Source organism: Rhizobium sp. 05L419 (assembly GCF_056397845.1).
The window spans coordinates 32,468-50,736 of sequence record NZ_JBFTOF010000019.1 but is presented as its reverse complement, the minus strand read 5'-3'; the positions used below and the strand labels follow the sequence as shown (position 1 = coordinate 50,736).

General features: G+C 61.0%; 15 protein-coding genes. 10 read left to right on the top strand and 5 right to left on the bottom strand.

Annotation, left to right across the window (positions count from 1 at the left end; translation table 11 throughout):
- Positions 1-103: 103 nt before the first annotated feature.
- Complete coding sequence (locus AC1DMK_RS21560; RefSeq protein WP_037064575.1) at positions 104-697, bottom strand: nitroreductase family protein; 594 nt, start codon at positions 695-697, stop codon at positions 104-106.
- Complete coding sequence (locus AC1DMK_RS21555; protein WP_477861849.1) at positions 694-1,002, bottom strand: DUF2218 domain-containing protein; 309 nt, start codon at positions 1,000-1,002, stop codon at positions 694-696. Before AC1DMK_RS21555 ends, AC1DMK_RS21560 begins: the two co-directional genes overlap by 4 nt.
- Positions 1,003-1,162: 160 nt before the next feature.
- Between AC1DMK_RS21555 and AC1DMK_RS21550 the strand changes: the two genes are divergently transcribed.
- The 10 genes from AC1DMK_RS21550 to AC1DMK_RS21505 all read left to right on the top strand — a co-directional run bounded on the left by AC1DMK_RS21550 (position 1,163) and on the right by AC1DMK_RS21505 (position 11,093).
- Positions 1,163-2,116 (top strand): glutathione S-transferase family protein, encoded by a 954-nt coding sequence (locus AC1DMK_RS21550; RefSeq protein WP_477861847.1) that lies wholly within the window; start codon positions 1,163-1,165, stop codon positions 2,114-2,116.
- 95 nt (positions 2,117-2,211) lie between these two features.
- Positions 2,212-3,054, top strand: a complete 843-nt coding sequence (locus AC1DMK_RS21545; RefSeq protein ID WP_477861846.1) for a fumarylacetoacetate hydrolase family protein — start codon at positions 2,212-2,214, stop codon at positions 3,052-3,054.
- Positions 3,055-3,256: 202 nt separating this feature from the next.
- Positions 3,257-4,534, top strand: a complete 1,278-nt coding sequence (locus tag AC1DMK_RS21540) for a polyhydroxyalkanoate depolymerase (protein ID WP_037064703.1) — start codon at positions 3,257-3,259, stop codon at positions 4,532-4,534.
- A 143-nt stretch (positions 4,535-4,677) separates the two neighbouring features.
- A complete protein-coding gene (locus tag AC1DMK_RS21535) occupies positions 4,678-5,112 on the top strand; it encodes a DUF2852 domain-containing protein (protein WP_477861843.1) in 435 nt (144 codons plus the stop codon).
- Positions 5,113-5,196: 84 nt separating this feature from the next.
- The gene (locus AC1DMK_RS21530; RefSeq protein ID WP_477861841.1) at positions 5,197-5,958 is read left to right on the top strand and encodes a M48 family metallopeptidase; all 762 of its coding nucleotides are present in this window, start codon (positions 5,197-5,199) and stop codon (positions 5,956-5,958) included.
- A gap of 75 nt (positions 5,959-6,033) precedes the next feature.
- Positions 6,034-6,702, top strand: coding sequence for a phosphoribosylanthranilate isomerase (locus AC1DMK_RS21525; protein ID WP_037064556.1), 669 nt, complete (start codon positions 6,034-6,036; stop codon positions 6,700-6,702).
- 2 nt (positions 6,703-6,704) lie between these two features.
- On the top strand, positions 6,705-7,925 hold the full coding sequence (trpB, locus tag AC1DMK_RS21520) for a tryptophan synthase subunit beta (RefSeq protein ID WP_477861839.1): 1,221 nt from the start codon (positions 6,705-6,707) through the stop codon (positions 7,923-7,925).
- Positions 7,926-7,928: 3 nt separating this feature from the next.
- Positions 7,929-8,768, top strand: coding sequence for a tryptophan synthase subunit alpha (trpA, locus tag AC1DMK_RS21515; protein WP_477861837.1), 840 nt, complete (start codon positions 7,929-7,931; stop codon positions 8,766-8,768).
- 39 nt (positions 8,769-8,807) lie between these two features.
- Positions 8,808-9,713, top strand: coding sequence for an acetyl-CoA carboxylase, carboxyltransferase subunit beta (gene accD, locus AC1DMK_RS21510; protein WP_037064553.1), 906 nt, complete (start codon positions 8,808-8,810; stop codon positions 9,711-9,713).
- A 27-nt stretch (positions 9,714-9,740) separates the two neighbouring features.
- Complete coding sequence (locus AC1DMK_RS21505) at positions 9,741-11,093, top strand: bifunctional folylpolyglutamate synthase/dihydrofolate synthase (RefSeq protein WP_477861835.1); 1,353 nt, start codon at positions 9,741-9,743, stop codon at positions 11,091-11,093.
- A gap of 46 nt (positions 11,094-11,139) precedes the next feature.
- Here AC1DMK_RS21505 and trxA read toward each other — a convergent pair whose 3' ends face one another.
- The 3 genes from trxA to addB all read right to left on the bottom strand — a co-directional run bounded on the left by trxA (position 11,140) and on the right by addB (position 18,269).
- Positions 11,140-11,460 (bottom strand): thioredoxin, encoded by a 321-nt coding sequence (trxA, locus tag AC1DMK_RS21500; RefSeq protein WP_037064550.1) that lies wholly within the window; start codon positions 11,458-11,460, stop codon positions 11,140-11,142.
- A gap of 73 nt (positions 11,461-11,533) precedes the next feature.
- The gene (gene addA / locus AC1DMK_RS21495) at positions 11,534-15,085 is read right to left on the bottom strand and encodes a double-strand break repair helicase AddA (RefSeq protein WP_477861833.1); all 3,552 of its coding nucleotides are present in this window, start codon (positions 15,083-15,085) and stop codon (positions 11,534-11,536) included.
- The gene (gene addB, locus AC1DMK_RS21490) at positions 15,078-18,269 is read right to left on the bottom strand and encodes a double-strand break repair protein AddB (protein WP_477861831.1); all 3,192 of its coding nucleotides are present in this window, start codon (positions 18,267-18,269) and stop codon (positions 15,078-15,080) included. The genes addA and addB overlap by 8 nt, the downstream gene beginning before the upstream one ends.

Sequence of the window (18,269 nt, the reverse complement as noted above, 5' to 3'; positions counted from 1 at the left end):
CTTAGAGCATTTCCGCTTTTCTCCGAATCGCGAAAACGCTCTAACCTTTTGTTTTTACGCAATTTCGAACGCAAAACCGCTATGCACTTTTGCTGGAATTGCTCTAGTTGGCGATGAATTTGCCCCTGAAGGCGACATCGGACAGCGGCTTGCGCTGGCTCGGAAACTCACGTTCCCGGTAGCGCTCGGGAAGAACGCTTTTGTCGGCAAGACGGCCGACTGCGACGCCGGCTTCTACACGATAGCCTTCGGGAATGGCGAACGTCTCCCGGATTTGATCATGCTTGATCCCGCCCATGCCGTGCGCATAGAAGCCGGAGAGCTTGGCTTGCATGGCAAGGTGCCCCCAGGCGGCGCCGGCGTCGAACGAGTGTGTGTAGCTCTTTCGCCCTTCGGAAAGCTCGCCGTTGAAATCCCGCGAGACCACGAAGATGAGAGCTGAGGCGTTCCTTGCCCACTCCTGGTTCGATTCGACCAGCAGATCCACGAATTTGTCCCAGTCGGCCGAACCCTGGAGCGCGTAGACGAAACGCCAGGGCTGCTGGTTTGAGGACGAGGGCGCCCAGTGGGCGGCGTCCAGTATGGTCAGTAAATCCGATTCAGCAATCACCTCGCCGGTGAAGGCGCGAGGCGACCAACGATCGAGAAATATCGGATCGATCGGATATTGGGATTCGCGGCTGTTGCTTTTTGTCATGGGTCTTCCGGGGCGTTGGGGATGCAGGAATTCCAGGTGATGTCGAGCTCTTCGCGAAATGCGAAGCGCTTCAGATGATCGGCGACGACCATCTCGTATCGTTCGAGCTGATCTCGGTCGGCCGAGAGCGTCATATGCAACGCCTGTTCGTCCGCCTTCAGAACGACCTGCGCCGAACCGCTGAAGGCAATCTGACCGTTCTGCGCGTCGAACTCGACTGCAAATTTGTGGCTCCAATGCTTGCAAAGCTGCTGGAGATACCTGCTTGCGCTTGTCGTGTGGACGGTGGAGGTCGAAACAGGCATGGCACACCTTCTCTGCGGGCATAGTCTTAGGCTTCAACGAACGCGGTTGGCAAGCAGCGCGTCCTGACGCGGAAGGTACACAGTCTGTTTCAAGAAACTGAGCCTCCCACCTGCGCGAAAGCGCGCTAGGGTTCTCCAAACAAAACATAGGGAGATCGCCTTGCTCGTAAACGGCAGATGGACGGAAGATTGGCAACCGGTGCAAGCCAAGGACGCCAAAGGCGGCTTCGTGCGTCAGACATCGAGCTTTCGCAACTGGGTCACGCCGGATGGAAGCGCCGGGCCAACCGGCGAGGCCGGCTTTAAGGCTGAGGAAGGGCGCTACCATCTCTATGTCGCCTATATCTGCCCCTGGGCGTCGCGCACTTTGATCGGTCGAAAGCTGAAGGGTCTGGATGCGGCCATTTCGGTGTCAGTGGTCGAGCCGGCATTGACGAAACAGGGATGGCGTTTCGGTGATTATCCTGGAGCAACAGAGGATCAACTTCAGGGCGCCACCTATATGCACCAGATCTACACAAGCGCTGCGCCGGCCTTTACCGGGCGCGCAACCGTACCGGTTCTTTGGGACAAGCAGCGCCAGACGATCGTCAACAACGAATCAGCCGATATCCTGCGCATGATGAATAGCGGCTTCGGGGAACTCGCGTCGAAATCGATCGACCTCTATCCCGTCGGCAAGCGGGCCGAGATCAATGCGTTCAACGACCGGATCTATCCCGACTTGAACAACGGCGTTTACCGCGCGGGCTTCGCAACGACGCAGATTGCCTACGAAGAGGCCTTTGCCGGTGTCTTTGCATGCCTCGACTGGGTTGAATCTCAACTTGAAGGGCGCTCCTTCCTGTTCTCGGAGCACCCTGGGGAAAGCGATATTCGTCTGTTTGTCACGTTGGTCCGTTTCGATGTCGCCTATCACGGCCTGTTCAAGTGCAATCTGCGTCGCCTATCGGACTACCCTGGTCTTCGCGCCTTCTGCAGGCGCATGCTGGACTGGCCCGGCATTGCCGAAACGGTGAACATCGATCATATCAAGCGCGGATACTATTCGATCGCGAGCCTCAATCCGACCGGAATAGTCCCGGTCGGGCCCGAACTCTCGGAAATTTTCTGAACCCGCGTACCGCTTATGCCAAAAGCCGTAATGACACCTATGAACAATTCGTTCATAGGTGCTCAAAACGTCGATTTTGCTGAGGAGGAAATTCAATGAAGCTCATGCGTATTGGAGAGCCGGGTCGCGAAAAGCCAGCCTTGCTCGATGAAACCGGCAAAATCCGCGATCTTTCTGCCCATGTATCCGATATCGCCGGCGAGGCGATTTCGCCCGAAGGGCTTGCAAGGATCAGGGCGCTGGATCCGAACAGCTTGCCGGAACTCGCGCCGGGCCGCATCGGTGCCTGTGTGGCCGGAACGGGCAAGTTTATCTGCATCGGCCTCAACTTTTCCGACCATGCGGCCGAAACGGGCGCAACTGTACCGCCCGAGCCGGTGATCTTCATGAAGGCGACCTCGGCAATCGTCGGTCCGAACGACGACGTTCTGATCCCGCGCGGTTCTCAAAAGACCGACTGGGAAGTCGAGCTCGGCGTCGTCATCGGCAAGACAGCAAAATATGTCACCGAGGCGGACGCGCTCGACTACGTCGCCGGCTACTGCGTCTCCCACGACGTATCCGAGCGGGCGTTCCAGACCGAGCGGTCGGGACAGTGGACCAAGGGCAAGTCCTGCGACACGTTTGGCCCGATCGGCCCGTGGCTGGTCACGAAGGATGAGATCGTCGATCCGCAGAAGCTCGGCATGTGGCTCAAGGTCAACGGCGAGACGATGCAGAACGGCTCGTCGAAAACGATGGTCTACGGCGTGGCCTTCGTCGTTTCCTATCTCAGCCAGTTCATGTCGCTCCATCCGGGCGATGTGATCTCCACCGGCACACCTCCCGGGGTCGGTATGGGAATGAAGCCGCAACGCTTTCTTAAGGCTGGCGATGTCGTGGAACTGGGAATAGAAGGCCTGGGCAGCCAGAAGCAGACGTTCCTGGCCGATCGTTAGGATCCCTTGGCCGAACTTTAAGCATTCAGGCGCACCATCGTGCCGGGGATCAAACCCCGGCATTTCTTTTTGCGGTGCAGATGGTCATGTTGCTGCGCAACAAAAACCTGTTAGTCTGCGTTGAGATGCAAGCACGACGTTGGAAGATACCGATGCCTTCAATAGGCATCATCTTCCATATCAGAGAAAGGTGGCGCATCTCATGTTTTATCAGCTTTATGAATTGAACCATGCCGCAATGGCGCCCTACCGGGCCATCGCCGATATTATGCGCCTGGCCTATGCAAATCCGCTCAATCCGCTATCGCAGACCCCCTGGGGCCGTACGATGGCCGCAAGCCTGGAGATGTTCGAGCGGACCACGCGCCGTTACGGAAAGCCATCCTTCGGATTGAACCAGAGCGTCATCGGTGAGCGAAAGATTGCCGTCAGGGAAGAGGTCGTATGGTCTCGCCCTTTCTGCGATCTTCTGCATTTCGCGCGCAGCGTTCCTGGTGGTCACGGGCCCGATCCCCGCATTCTGATCGTGGCGCCGATGTCCGGCCACTATGCGACGTTGTTGCGAGGCACCGTCGAGGCGCTGCTGCCGAGTGCTGACATCTACATCACCGACTGGATCGACGCCCGAATGGTGCCGATGACGGAAGGCACCTTCGATTTCGATGATTATGTCGATTACATCATCGAAATGCTGCATTTCCTCGGCCCCGATACGCACGTTGTCGCGGTCTGTCAGCCCTCCGTACCTGTTCTGGCCGCCGCCGCGGTCATGGAAGAGGCCAATGATCCGCTGTCGCCGGCATCGATGACCTTGATGGGCGGACCGATCGATACACGCATCAATCCCACCGCGGTCAACCAGCTCGCCAAGGACAAGCCGCTGCAATGGTTCGCCGACAATGTCATTATGAACGTGCCGTGGCCGCAACCGGGTTTCATGCGCCCCGTCTATCCCGGGTTTCTGCAGCTCTCCGGTTTCATGTCGATGAACCTCGACAGGCATGTCGTCGCCCACAAAGAATTCTTCATGCATCTGGTGAAGAACGACGGTGAGCCGGCCGAAAAGCACCGTGATTTCTACGATGAATATCTCGCCGTCATGGATCTCACCGCCGAATTCTATCTCCAGACAGTGGACCAGGTGTTCATCAAGCACTCGCTTCCTAAGGGCGAACTCATTCATCGCGGCAATCGCGTCGATCCCGCCGCTATCCGCAATGTCGCGCTCCTGACCGTCGAAGGAGAAAATGACGACATCTCCGGTGTCGGCCAGACAAAGGCGGCGCAGACGATCTGCGTCAACATCCCCGAGACCATGCGCATGCATTATCTGCAGCCCGATGTCGGCCACTACGGCGTTTTCAACGGATCGCGTTTCCGTCGCGAAATTGCGCCCCGTATTGTCAACTTCGTGCAGGAGCATGCCCGATCCGGCAAGCCTCCGGTCAAGCGGGTCATCAAGGGCGGAAAGTCAGCCTGATCTGCAGCGTTTCGAATTATCGATTGCACTTCAAGGCCTTGTTCGATTTGATTGCGGACCGCCTTGAAGCCGCTCGGCGCGGTAACCACATCGATTTGAGCGTTCGGCATTCCGCCGGCGCGCAAATGCGAGGATATCGCACGATGAACCAGTCAGCATTGCTTCGCCCGGATTGGACTCCGGTTACCATTGCCCTGATGATCCTCGGCTTCGTGGTTTTCTGGCCTCTGGGTCTAGCCATGCTCGCCTACATCATCTTCGGGGATCGCTTGCGCGGCTTCAAGCGCGACGCCAACAACGCCGCCGATGGATTCTTCGCCGGCTGCCGACGTTCGAATGGTCGCTATCGCCCTCATTTCAACACCGGCAATGTCGCCTTCGACGATTGGCGCAAGGCCGAGCTCGATCGGCTCGAGGAAGAACGGCGCAAGCTCAATGAGATGCGCGAAGAATTCGACACCTATGTCCGCGAACTTCGCCGCGCCAAGGATCAGGAAGAGTTCGATCGCTTCATGCGTGATCGCAAGAATGCCAAGCGCGACGACAATGGCCCGGTGGCAGAGTACCAGACACCGTGAGGCTCTTTGCAACGAAATGATGCCGGCATCACCGATGCCGGCTTTTGTTTGCCGGAGTGCGTGCGAATCATATAGAAAATGCCCATGTTCCCGCTCTTGTCCAAGCCACGCCGCAGCGCCCGGAAACCGGCTCCGCCCGAGATCCGGACGCTTGACGTTGCAGGACGGCCGATGCCACTCACCATCAAGCAGCACGAACGCGCAACCCGTATCACGCTGCGCATCGAACCCGGCGGACGGGCGCTGAAGATGACGATCCCGAGCGGGCTGGCGCAAAGGGAGGTCAACGCCTTCCTCGATCGGCATCAGGGCTGGCTCCTCACCAAGCTTGCGAAATTCTCGACCGATGCGGGCCTTCGCAATGGCGCAACGATCCTCTTTCGCGGTGTTTCGCATCGAATCCAGCACACCGGCAGCCTGCGAGGTCTGACCGAGGCCACCGTCATCGATGGCAAGCCCATCCTGAAAGTCAGCGGCATGCCGGAACACCTCGGCCGCCGCGTTGCAACCTTTCTTAAGAAGGAAGCGCGGGCCGATCTCGAGAGATTGGCCAGATTTCATGCCCGGTCCATCAATGCGCCGATCAATTCGATTTCAATGAAAGATACGCGCAGCCGTTGGGGTTCGTGCTCGTCGGAAGGAAACTTGAGTTTTTCCTGGCGTATCGTCATGGCCCCGCCCTCCATCGTCGACTACTTGGCGGCCCACGAAGTCGCGCATCTGAGAGAAATGAACCATGGACCGCGCTTCTGGGCTCTGTGCGAGAAGCTCTGTCCCGACATGCAAGAGGCAAAGTCCTGGTTGAAACGACACGGCAGTCTACTGCACGCCATCGATTTCGACTGATGCGGAAGCGCTCAAAATTAAGCCTCCGTCGCAAATTGGCTCGACTCCAAGCGCATTTCGTGTCACTTCGCTGCCATGAAACCGGATATCAAAATCTGCGGCCTGAAGACGGCAGAAGCGATTGATCGCGCGCTGAAACGCGGCGCGACCCATATCGGATTCATCTTCTTCGAAAAGAGCCCCCGTTACATCGAGCCTGATATCGCCGGAAGATTGGCCGAGCCGGCCCGCGGCAAGGCCAAGATCGTCGCCGTTGTCGTCAATCCGACCAACGACGACCTCGATGAAATCGTGGCACTGCTCAAACCGGATATCCTGCAGCTTCATGGCGATGAAAGCCCCGAGCGCGTTTTGACCATAAAGGCAGTCTACGGTCTGCCTGTTATCAAGGCGTTTTCCGTTCACACGGCCGATGATCTGAAGCGCGTTGAAGCCTATATTGGCATTGCCGATCGCTTCCTCTTCGATGCCAAGCCCCCGAAGGGCTCCGAACTGCCGGGCGGCAACGGCGTTTCCTTCGATTGGAGCCTGCTCACCTGGCTTGACGGCAATGTGGATTACATGCTTTCCGGTGGCTTGAACAAAGGCAATGTCGCCGAGGCGCTCGCCATCACCAAGGCGCCCGGGATCGACGCGTCCTCGGGCGTCGAAAGCGCCCCCGGCGTGAAAAGCGTTGCGATGATCGATGAGTTTTTCGATGCGGTCGAACAGGCTTGTCAGCCAGAGCCGGCCACAGGGAGTTGAAATTGAACGAGACGCCAAAACCGAATTCCTTCCGTTCCGGCCCCGATGAGGATGGCCGCTTCGGCATTTACGGCGGCCGCTTCGTCGCCGAAACGCTGATGCCCCTGATCCTGGAACTTCAGGACGAATGGGATAAGGCGAAGAACGATCCGGAATTCCAGGCGCAATTGAAGCATCTCGGCGCACACTATATCGGCCGTCCGAGCCCGCTCTATTTCGCCGAACGCCTGACGGCGGAACTCGGCGGCGCGAAGATCTATTTCAAGCGCGAAGAACTGAACCACACGGGTTCGCACAAGATCAACAACTGTATCGGCCAGATACTGCTCGCCAAGCGCATGGGCAAGACCCGCATCATCGCGGAAACCGGCGCCGGCCAGCACGGCGTGGCATCGGCGACGGTTGCGGCCCGCTTCGGCCTCCCCTGCGTCGTCTACATGGGCGCCACCGACGTCGAGCGCCAGGCGCCGAACGTATTCCGCATGAAGCTCCTGGGCGCCGAAGTGAAGCCGGTCACGGCTGGCCACGGTACCCTGAAGGATGCGATGAACGAGGCGCTCCGCGACTGGGTCACGAACGTCGACGACACCTACTATCTGATCGGCACGGCTGCCGGCCCGCACCCCTATCCGGAAATGGTTCGCGATTTCCAGGCCGTCATCGGCACGGAAGCCAAAGAGCAGATGCTCGAAGCCGAAGGCCGCCTGCCTGATCTCATCATCGCTGCCGTCGGCGGCGGTTCGAACGCGATCGGCATCTTCCATCCGTTCCTCGATGACGCGGGCGTCAAGATCGTCGGCGTCGAAGCCGGGGGCAAGGGCCTGCAGGGCGACGAGCATTGCGCTTCGATCACTGCCGGTTCTCCCGGCGTTCTGCATGGTAACCGCACCTATCTGCTGCAGGACGACGACGGTCAGATCAAGGAAGGTCACTCGATTTCGGCCGGCCTCGATTATCCCGGTATCGGCCCCGAGCATTCCTATCTGAACGATATCGGCCGCGTCGAATACGTGCCGATCATGGACCACGAGGCGCTTGAAGCGTTCCAGACGCTAACGCGTCTCGAAGGCATCATTCCGGCGCTGGAACCGTCGCATGCACTTGCCGAAGTCATCAAGCGCGCCCCGACGATGGGCAAGGACGAGATCATCTTGATGAATCTCTCCGGTCGCGGCGACAAGGACATATTCACCGTCGGCAAGATTCTGGGAATGGGTGTGTAAGTCATGACCGCACGTATGGACAAACGTTTTGCCGATCTGAAGGCCGAAGGCCGCCCGGCACTCGTCACTTATTTCATGGGCGGCGATCCGGACTACGACACCTCGCTGGGCATCATGAAGGCGCTGCCGGAAGCTGGTTCCGACATCATCGAACTCGGCATGCCCTTCTCAGATCCCATGGCCGACGGCCCGGCGATCCAGATGGCCGGCCAGCGCGCGCTGAAGGCCGGACAGACGCTCAAGAAGACGCTGCAGCTTGCCGCAGATTTCCGCAAGACGGACGACGCGACACCGATCGTGATGATGGGTTATTACAACCCGATCTACATCTACGGCGTCGAGACGTTCCTGGACGATGCGCTCGCCYCCGGCATCGATGGGCTGATTGTCGTCGATCTTCCGCCCGAGATGGATGACGAACTCTGCATTCCGGCAATCCGCAAGGGCATCAACTTCATTCGCCTGGCAACGCCCACGACCGACGAAAAGCGTCTTCCGACGGTTCTCAAGAACACGTCCGGCTTCGTCTACTACGTCTCGATGAACGGCATTACCGGTTCTGCGCTCCCGGATCCTTCGCTCGTTTCGGGTGCCGTCAAGCGTATCAAGCAGCATACAAACCTGCCCGTCTGCGTCGGTTTCGGCGTCAAGACGGCCGATCATGCAAAGGTCATCGGCAGCTCGGCGGATGGCGTCGTGGTCGGCACGGCAATCGTCAACCAAGTGGCGACAAGCCTGACCAAGGACGGGAAGGCGACAGCCGATACCGTTCAGGCGGTCGCCACGCTCGTTCGCGGGCTGTCATCGGGAACACGTTCGGCGCGCCTTGTTGCTGCCGAATAGTTTTCCCACATTGGCAAGTGTAAATCAGGAGTTTTCGACTTGAACTGGATCACCAACTACGTTCGCCCCCGCATCAATTCCATGCTGGGCCGCCGCGAAGTGCCGGAGAATCTCTGGATCAAGTGCCCGGAAACGGGCGAGATGGTCTTTCACAAAGATCTGGAAGACAACAAGTGGGTCATTCCTGCTTCCGGCTATCACATGAAGATGCCGGCCAAGGCCCGTCTTGCAGACCTTTTCGACGACGGCGCGTATGAATCGCTGCCGCAGCCGAAGGTCGCGCAGGACCCGCTGAAATTCCGCGATTCCAAGAAATACACCGATCGACTGCGCGACAGCCGCATCAAGACCGACCAGGAAGACACGATCGTCGCCGGTGTCGGCAAGGTCCAGGGCTTGAAGCTTGTTGCGGTCGTGCACGAATTCAACTTCATGGGCGGTTCGCTTGGTCTTGCTGCCGGCGAGGCAATCGTGAAGGCGTTCGAGCGCGCGATCGCTGAGAAATGCCCGCTCGTCATGTTCCCGGCCTCGGGTGGCGCCCGCATGCAGGAAGGCATCCTGTCGCTGATGCAGTTGCCGCGCACGACCGTTGCCGTCGATATGCTGAAGGAGGCCGGTCAGCCCTACATCGTCGTACTGACCAACCCGACCACCGGCGGCGTGACGGCATCCTATGCGATGCTGGGCGACCTGCATCTGGCCGAGCCGGGTGCGGAAATTTGCTTCGCCGGCAAGCGCGTCATCGAGCAGACCATCCGCGAAAAGCTTCCTGAGGGTTTCCAGACCTCCGAATACCTGCTGGAACACGGCATGGTCGACATGGTCATCAAGCGTCACGATATCCCCGATACGCTGGCGCGTGTGCTCAAGATTCTGACGAAGAAGCCGGCTGCGGCTCAGCCCAGGGAAAGCAGCGGCGCGCTTGCGATAGCCGCAAGCGCCTGATTGAACCTATCATAGGCGGGTTGTGCAATGATACCCAGGGGCCAAACCGCAGTGAGCGAAGCAGCGCAGGAGATCGACAAGCTCATGGGATTGCATCCCAAGGGCTTCGATCTGTCACTCGACCGCATTACCCGCCTTCTCGCCGTCCTCGGTGATCCGCAGAAGAAGCTGCCGCCGGTCATTCACGTGGCAGGCACCAACGGCAAAGGCTCGGTTACCGCCTTTAGCCGTGCGCTTCTTGAGGCGGGCGGCTATAGCGTACATGTCCATACCTCTCCGCATTTGGTCAATTGGCACGAACGCTATCGTATCGGCGTCAAGGGCGGCCGCGGTGCGCTTGTCGACGATGCCGTCTTTGCCGAGGCGGTGCGCCGGGTGGCTGCCGCCAACGATGGACAGAAGATTACCGTTTTCGAAATCCTGACCGCCGTCACGTTCATCCTGTTTTCCGAGCATCCCGCCGATGCAGCCATCATCGAAGTCGGTCTCGGTGGCCGCTTCGACGCCACGAACGTGATCTCTGATCCGGCCGTCTCCGTCATCATGCCGATCTCCCTCGATCACCAACCCTACCTGGGCGACCGCGTCGAACTCATTGCGGCCGAAAAGGCCGGCATCATGAAGAGCGGATGCCCCGTCGTCGTCGGCAAGCAGGAATATGACGCCGCGCTCGACGTTTTGATGCTGACCGCCGAGCGGCTGAATTGCCCGACGGCCGCCTTCGGCCAGGACTACATGGCGCATGAGGAATATGGACGTCTCGTCTATCAGGACGAGTTCGGCCTGGCAGATCTGCCGCTGCCCCGGCTCCCCGGGCGCCACCAGTATGCAAACGCAGCCGCGGCGATCCGCGCAGTAAAGGCCGCGGGCTTTGCCGTCACCGAGCCCATGATGGAACAGGCGATGACATCGGTCGAGTGGCCCGGCCGCCTCCAGAGGCTGAGCGAAGGCTACCTGATGGCAAGCGCGCCGGCCGGAGCCGAGATCTGGGTCGACGGCGGCCATAATCCAGGCGCCGGCGAAGTCATTGCCGAAGCAATGGCGAATTTCGAGGAAAGGCAATCCAGGCCGCTCTTCCTGATCATCGGCATGATCAACACCAAGGATCCAATCGGCTACTTCAAGGCTTTCAAGGGGCTGGCGGAAAAGGTCTATTGCGTGCCGATCCGTGGCAGTGAAGCGATGATCGACCCGGTAATCCTGTCGAATGCCGCCTACGATGCAGGCCTGGTAGCCGAACCGATGTCGACCGTCAGCGATGCGCTCGAGGCCATCAATGCAGGCGCGCCGGAGCAGGCGCAGCCGCCACGCATCCTCATAGGAGGATCGCTCTATCTCGTCGGGGATGTCCTTGCCGACAATGGAACGCCGCCGAAATGAAAAAGCCCGGTCGATGCCGGGCTTTTTCATTTATGTCGATGGCTGATTAAGCGGCGCTCGAAATCCAGCTCGAAAGAGCGGTCTTCGGCGCAGCGCCAACCTTGATGTCAGCAACTTCGCCCGCCTTGAACATCGCAAGCGTCGGGATGGAACGGACGCCGAACTGAGCGGCAAGTTCCGGATTCTCGTCGATGTTGAGCTTGGCGACCTTGACCTTGCCTGCAAACTCGACGGCGAGCTCTTCGAGGCTCGGAGCGATCATCTTGCAAGGGCCGCACCATTCAGCCCAGAAATCGACGACGACGGGTTCTGCAGATTCCAGAACTTCCGCCTGGAAGTTGTTGATATCGACTTTCACGGTAGCCATAGGCTGCTCCTTTACCGATTTCCTGTTGAACCACATGTGAGGGTGCGGCGTCGGAATTTCAATGTCCGGTATTTCACTTTGTCTCGAGCTGTGCAAGCGCCGATGCCAGCACCTCCGGCGCCAGCGTGTGGACGGAGCCGTTCTCGGTGTAGACCAGCACGCAGTCCACGCGCTTGCCGGGATAGAGCGGTGCCAGGATGTCCCGGTAGATCGCCAGCTGGGCTCGATGTGCAAACGGGATACTCTCGGCAGTTTGCGGCGGCACGCGGTTGGTTTTGTAGTCGAGGATCACGACCCGATCCGCAAGCACCGCCAGGCGGTCGACGCGCCCGGAAACGGCGTAGTCCCGTCCTGCGAGGGACAATGTCCCCATGATCGAGACCTCGGCTTGCGCATGCGTCGCGAAAACCGCTTCCAGTCCCGGCTCCGTCAATAGTTTCAGGACCGAATCGACCAATTTTCGGCGCTCGGCCACCGGCCAGAAACCCGCGGCGCGCTCGGTGTACCGCTCGGCTGCGCCGGCGCGCTCGCCGGGGGTGATCTCTGGCAGCATCTGCATCATGCGGTGAAGCAGTCGCCCTTTTTGCAGGGAGCGGTCGGATTTCCCCTTGTCCCCGAACAGCGGCGAGACGACCAGAAGATCGTCCGCTTCCTCATCTATGATCGTTCCGGCGCCGGACGGGCTGAGCGGGCGCGGAAGGTGCCGTTGCGGCGGCAACGGCTTGTCGAGATCGAAAGGTAAAACGTCTCGGGTGGCAGCCGGTTCGACGCGATCGGCCAGCTCGAAACGCCGCTCTACGCGCGGCACTCGCCATTTGATGCCACTCCAGTTGTCGTCCGACCCGGAAAAAGTCGCGGCCGCGACATGCGGATGGCTCTCGGTCATCGCAGCCGAAATCATCGCGTGCCAGGTATCGGTATTGGCGCGAACGCCGCGATAGCCGCAAACCACCAGACGGTCGGCGGCGCGCGTCATCGCCACATAGAGCAGGCGGCGGTACTCCTCCTCCGCCAGCAGCTGGATGCGCGCGGCGTCCGCCTGGGTCAGCGAATTGCCGAGATCGCCGAGTGGCACCCAAACGGGCATCGGTGGTTCGTCCTTCCGCTGCTCCAGCAACCGGAGCTTCGGCATATGGGTGTGGGTAAACGCCCTGGAGCCGCCATCCACCAGAAAGACGATCGGTGCTTCGAGGCCTTTGGAGGCGTGGACCGTCATGATCCGCACTTCGTTTCGGCCCTTGTCCTGCTCGCGTTTGACTTCCGGTGCTTCCAGTTCCAGCGTCGAAATGAAGGATTGCAGTCCCGGCAGCCCGGAATTCTCGTGATCGAGGGTGAATGTCAGGAACTCGTCGAGAATATCGCTGACCTCTGTGCCGAGACGCGCGAGAAACTGCCGGCGTCCGCCATGGCTGCCAAGCACCCGTGCATAGAAGTCGTGGACGGGGAGCGTTCTCTGCTCCTCAAGAAACAGCTTCAGCCGACCGACCGCAGCCCCCAGCCGCTCGCGGCCGTCGGCTGCAAATTTCTGCATGTGCGCCCAGACGCTCTCGCCGTCGGCGCGAAGAGCTGCAACGGCGAAGATGTCGTCTTCCGTCAGATCGAGAAGCGGGCTCTTCATCAGCGCCGCGAGCGAGAGGTCGTCCTCCGGCAGGAGCAGGAACCGCCCAAGCGCCACCAGATCCTGAACAGCGATATGGCTTGTCAGCCGCAAGCGGTCGGCGCCGGCAACGGGAATGTTGTCGCGCCGCTTCAGCGCCCGCGTCAGGGCGTTGACGAACGCATCGCGCTTGCGCACGAGAACGAGAATGTCACCGGCTTCGATCAGCCGTTCCTTGCCTTTTTCGACGATCGTTTCCTTGCCGACAAGATTGCCGATCGTGTGCGCGATCCGCCGCGCAAGGATGGCAGCCGGTGCGCTTTCCGGTGTTGCGTCGAAGGGTGCCGTCCAGTCCTCTTCCTTTATCGCCACCTCTGGCGCGATCGTCTCCCAGAGATCGACAGCGCCGGGATGACCGATGCGGTTGGAACGGTGGACCACAGGTTCGCCGCCAGCACTCAGACCTCGGGCGTTGCTGGCCGCAGTGAAGATATGGTCGACAGCCGCAAGCACATCCGAGGTCGACCGGAACGACAGCGGTAGCCGGACGGTCGAAAAGGCGAGGCCGCTTTGAAAAACGCGCTGCCGGGTGCGCTGGCTTTCCTCCGAGAAACGCTCGGGACGAGCGCCCTGAAACGAATAGATGGACTGCTTTTCATCGCCGACCGCAAACAGGGTTCGCACCACGTTCCGGGCACTTTCGCCCGAGAAGAAGTCTTCGGCGAGTGATTGGATCACGCTCCATTGGATGGGACTGGTATCCTGGGCCTCGTCGACGAGGATATGATCGATGCCCTGATCGAGCTTGTAGTGGATCCACGCGCCGACGTCGCTCTTGTTCAGAAGGTCAGCTGTACGGGTGATCAGATCTTCGAAGTCGAGGTGGCTTCGCTGCTTTTTGAGATCGTCGTAGTCCCGGTTCAGCCGATCGGCGAGGATGAGAGCTGCGCGTGTTGCGTCATACATCCGCACGATCTTCAGCCGGTCCCGGCACGAAACGATATGAGCGCGCGCCGCTGCCACCGCATCCGCCAGCTCCGGAGCGTCGCTGAGCATCGCCTTCACGAAAAACTGAGAATCCGACTTAGGTTCGCCCTTGGCGGTCAGAAATGCCTTTTCGAGCAACGGGATACGGCGTGTCGCATCTTGCTCTAACGCCGCCATTTGCAGTGCGGCCGCGATATCCTGCGCCTTGGCGCCGCCCTTCAGGGCCGCAAGCTCAAGATAGCGATCAACGGCACTGCCCGAAAGCCCGGGCAGGGGCCAATACTCCTCGGCAATGCCCACCTCCGTATCGTTGCTGGAAAGGCCGAGCTTTGCCCGGATCGCTTTGTCGAGGCCGCCCTGCTGCTCCGCCGCGAAGGTGAATTTTCGGATCGCGTTGCGATTCGCGACGATTTCTTCCAGCAGCGTCTCCAGTCCGGATTCGTCGCCAAGATTGAGAACGTAGGAGAACGCCTCTGCTAGCGCGCGATCCTCTTGCGGCGTCGTCGCCGTCAAAAGCGACCGCCGCGCATCCGCCAACAATGTCGCAGCGGCGCGGTCGTCGAGCACGGAAAAATGCCCGGCAACATTGGCCTCCAGCGGAAACTGATGCAGCAGCGCTTCGCAAAAGGCGTGGATCGTCTGGATCTTCAGCCCGCCAGGCGTCTCCAGCGCCTTGGCAAAGAGCCGCCGGGCCTCGGCAAGCTTGAGCGCGTCGGGAACCTTGCCTTCGATCTGTGCGATACGCAGGCTGAGGTCGTCGTCCGACAGGACGGCCCACTCTGCCAACCGCTCGAACACGCGGTTTGACATCTCGGAGGCGGCGGCCTTCGTATAGGTTAGGCAAAGGATCGCGGATGGCCGCGCGCCGGCAAGAAGGAGCCGAATGACGCGCTGCGTCAGAACATGGGTCTTGCCCGAACCGGCATTGGCCGACACCCAGGCCGAACGCTGCGGGTCGGAAGCGATCGATTGCTGGATCGTCGTCCAGCTCGTCCAGACGATCGGATCGTCGCCCTCGGGCAGTGTCGTATCGTCAATCATCGCCGCTGGCCTCGTCGCTTTCGGCAGTCGACCATTCGGAAACGCGAGCGAGATGATCGTAGTCGCCGCCGAAATCGAACTGCTGCGCCGGAATGAGCCGCGAGGTAAAGCCGCGCTCGCCCGATTGCAGCAGCGAAACGAACTTCACGAGCTGATCGATCGAGTCTGCCGCCAGATCCATGGCCGATTTCGCCTTGTCGCTTCGCGTCGAGAACTCGTTGTTGACGGTATCGACCTGGAAGCGGCGTCCGGGTCGCAGGCGCACATAGAGAAGATCCTGCGGCATCAGGCTGCCAGCATCGCGGAAGGCGCCGGCCTTCAGGGCTGCTGCTTCCAGCGCCAGCTGCGGATCGAGAAGGGCGCGAGCCTGGGCTGGCGAAGGGTTGAATCCGGTCTTGTAGTCGATGATGTCGGCGGCATTCGGGCCCGTGATGTCGATCCGGTCGGCAACGCCGCTGAGGCGGACATCGATCTGTTCCAGCTCGACGCCGCCACGCACTTCGGTCAGTGTCCGCTGAATGCCGGGGCGCCGTTCCGCCTCCCAATGGAGAAACGAGCGCGCAACCTCCCCGAAACGCGGTCGCCAGACGGCATCGATATGCGCCGGCAACCGCTGCAGGTCGAAGAGTTCGGTGATGATACGACCCATCGCAGCCGCCGCATCTGGCGTACCGGCGATGTGACCTTCGCGCACGAAGCGATCGATGATCGCGTGATAAAGCGTTCCCCGCTCGGCTGGGCCCGGATCGCGGTTGAACGGATCTACCGAATCCAGCCGCAGGACGCGGCGCGCATAGATCGCGTATGGGTCGCGTCGCAGCCGGCCGACCTCGCTAAAGGAATAGGACTTCGGCTGCATGTCGCGCGGCGGCGTCGGGCTGGGGCGCTGCGCCGGCGCCTGCCGATCGCCCCGGTCGATGAGATTTGCCCAGTGGACGAAATGATCGCCACGGCCTGTCAGTTCGGCTTCGAATGGCTTGCCGCCGAAGGCGAGCAGCCGCTGCAGCCAGCGCGATGCCACCGTCGGCGTCGAACCCTGCCTGAGGGCGCGCGAGTAGACGAGATGGCGTGTTCCGCTGGCCATTTCGAAGTCGTGCGCCAGCTGTCCGATCCTGCGTTCCGGCGGTTCCATCCCGATCTCCGTCTTCATGCTTCGCGAAACGAACGGATTGTTGGCTGTTTGCCCTGGCCATGAGCCCTCGTTCAGTCCGCCGAGGATGAGCGTATCGACGCTCTGCAAGCGGGCTTCCAGCGTCCCGAAAATGAAGAGCCGGGGATGGCTGAGCGCGCGCGGCTTGACGGCTTGACCGGCCGAAAGCGCTGCCATGATGTCGATCCACTGTCGCCCGTCGGCTTCGATCTGCCCTTCGGTCTCGATGACCTCGCCGAGTAGTTTCGCGAGCGTATCGCCGGCCTCGCCCGTCCAAAGGCCGGACAGGCTCTCCCGCTCGTCGCGGGCGACCGCTTCGAGCACTCGCCCGGTGCGCTCCGCAAAGTCGGACAGCGTCAACGCCGTTGCAAGACCACGCTCGTCCGGCAGGCGGCGAGGGAGCGCTGCGGCAAGCGGCTCGGTTGCTTCTGCGATCCGGCGCGCAAGGTCGCGGGCCTTGGAGGCAGCCTCCGGTGGAAGGGATTTGCGCCAGTTGGGTGCGTGCCGGTCGAGCGCCTGTTCACAAAGTCGGCGGTCGAGCAGCAGTTCGAGCCCACTGATATCGACCTCCGCGACGCCGCCGCGTAGCGCCAGCAGCTCAAGGGCTGCGACAGCCTCGCCAAGCGCACCGCGCTCCAGCCCGAACCGCGCCAGTGGATGCTTGAGCAGACCAACGATCGCCACGGGATCTCCCGGCCGCAACGTCGCCTCCAGCAATAGCTGCAGCAGCGTCCCCTGCGGTGTTGCCGAAAGCGGCGTGCCGGCCGAGTCGTCTGCCAGGATGTCAAAGCGCGCGAGTTCCGCCATAACGCGGCGGGCGAGGTTGCGGTCGGGCGTGATCAGGGCTGCGCGGCTTTCGCCGTCCACGCCGGGCCTCTCCAGCGCCATGCGAAGCGCGATCGCGATGGCCGTCGCCTCTTCACGCTCGTTTGCGGCTTCGATCAGCGAGACATCGGCGAAAGCGGAAGATATGGCGGTATCCGGCAATGCGCGCTTCCACAGCCCCCAGTCGCTCGTCGCTTCCGCGGGCGAAAGCGCATGCGACAGAATATCGGCGCGTTGCTGCAGCAGTGCCGGGGCATCGTCGAGTGATGTGACGTCATTACGCTCCAGCCGCAGGCGCTTGAGAAGCTGCGCAAGGCCATACTGCGAGTGGCTCCTGCTGGCGGGATCCGTGAGCTGTCCGGCCCATTCGGGCGCGACCATCCGCCAATGCTCGTCCGGCATCCGCAAGTCCAGGCCGGGAAGGACGATGACACCCTCGGCAAGATTGGCGACCGCCGCAATCAGATCTGCGGTCGCCGGGACTGAGCCGGTCGAGCCGGCGATGATGACAGGGCCGGCCGGCGGTGTTGCGGCAATCCGGTTCGCCTCCGCGCGCAAGATGGCGTTTCTGTGCCGTGCCGGCGAGGATTTGCTAAGTTCGGCCAATCTCTCGGGCCAGAAGGCGCTTGCGATCTGCAGGAATTCCGCAGTGAGCTGCCACCACAGCGCATGATCCTTGGCATCGAGCCGCGCAAGGTCGCTCCAATCGCGGTCTTCCGTCTCGATCGAGTCGATCAGTTCGGCAAGGTTGCGCGCCAGCCAGATCGCGTCGGCAGGGCTTGCAGGCGCGACAAGCGGCGAATCGGCGTGAATGCTGCGCACGATCTCCGGCAACTTGTTTCGCCAGGCAAGGATCAGCCGCGCAAGCTCCAGAAGCCGGGCCGTATTCGACAGCGGTTGCGCCAGATCGAGCGTCGCCGGAAGCGCCTCGTCGAAATATCCGCTGTCGTCGTCCGTTTCGCCAAGCGGACGGATGACGGGCAGGATGGCAGACCGTCCGCCGAGCAGATCGACGAATTCCGAACGCAGCACACGCACTGCGCGCCGGGTGGGCAGATAAATGGTGACCTTGGAGAGTGAGAGGGGATCGGTGGGATCGTGCCGGAAACGCGGCGTCAGCCGCCCGTCGCACAATGCTTCGGCAAGCGTTGCCAGGAAGGGAAGTCCCGCCGGTATCGTCAAAACCCGTGGCTGGTGCCGCTCGGCCAT

Coding starts and splice junctions, on each gene's coding strand:
- AC1DMK_RS21540 (WP_037064703.1), top strand. CDS start 3,257: ATGTTTTATCAGCTTTATGAATTGAACCATGCCGCAATGGCGCCCTAC.
- addA (WP_477861833.1), bottom strand. CDS start 15,085: ATGATTGACGATACGACACTGCCCGAGGGCGACGATCCGATCGTCTGG.
- AC1DMK_RS21525 (WP_037064556.1), top strand. CDS start 6,034: ATGAAACCGGATATCAAAATCTGCGGCCTGAAGACGGCAGAAGCGATT.
- AC1DMK_RS21555 (WP_477861849.1), bottom strand. CDS start 1,002: ATGCCTGTTTCGACCTCCACCGTCCACACGACAAGCGCAAGCAGGTAT.
- addB (WP_477861831.1), bottom strand. CDS start 18,269: ATGGCCGAGCGGCACCAGCCACGGGTTTTGACGATACCGGCGGGACTT.
- trxA (WP_037064550.1), bottom strand. CDS start 11,460: ATGGCTACCGTGAAAGTCGATATCAACAACTTCCAGGCGGAAGTTCTG.
- AC1DMK_RS21560 (WP_037064575.1), bottom strand. CDS start 697: ATGACAAAAAGCAACAGCCGCGAATCCCAATATCCGATCGATCCGATA.
- AC1DMK_RS21545 (WP_477861846.1), top strand. CDS start 2,212: ATGAAGCTCATGCGTATTGGAGAGCCGGGTCGCGAAAAGCCAGCCTTG.
- AC1DMK_RS21505 (WP_477861835.1), top strand. CDS start 9,741: ATGATACCCAGGGGCCAAACCGCAGTGAGCGAAGCAGCGCAGGAGATC.
- AC1DMK_RS21535 (WP_477861843.1), top strand. CDS start 4,678: ATGAACCAGTCAGCATTGCTTCGCCCGGATTGGACTCCGGTTACCATT.
- AC1DMK_RS21530 (WP_477861841.1), top strand. CDS start 5,197: ATGTTCCCGCTCTTGTCCAAGCCACGCCGCAGCGCCCGGAAACCGGCT.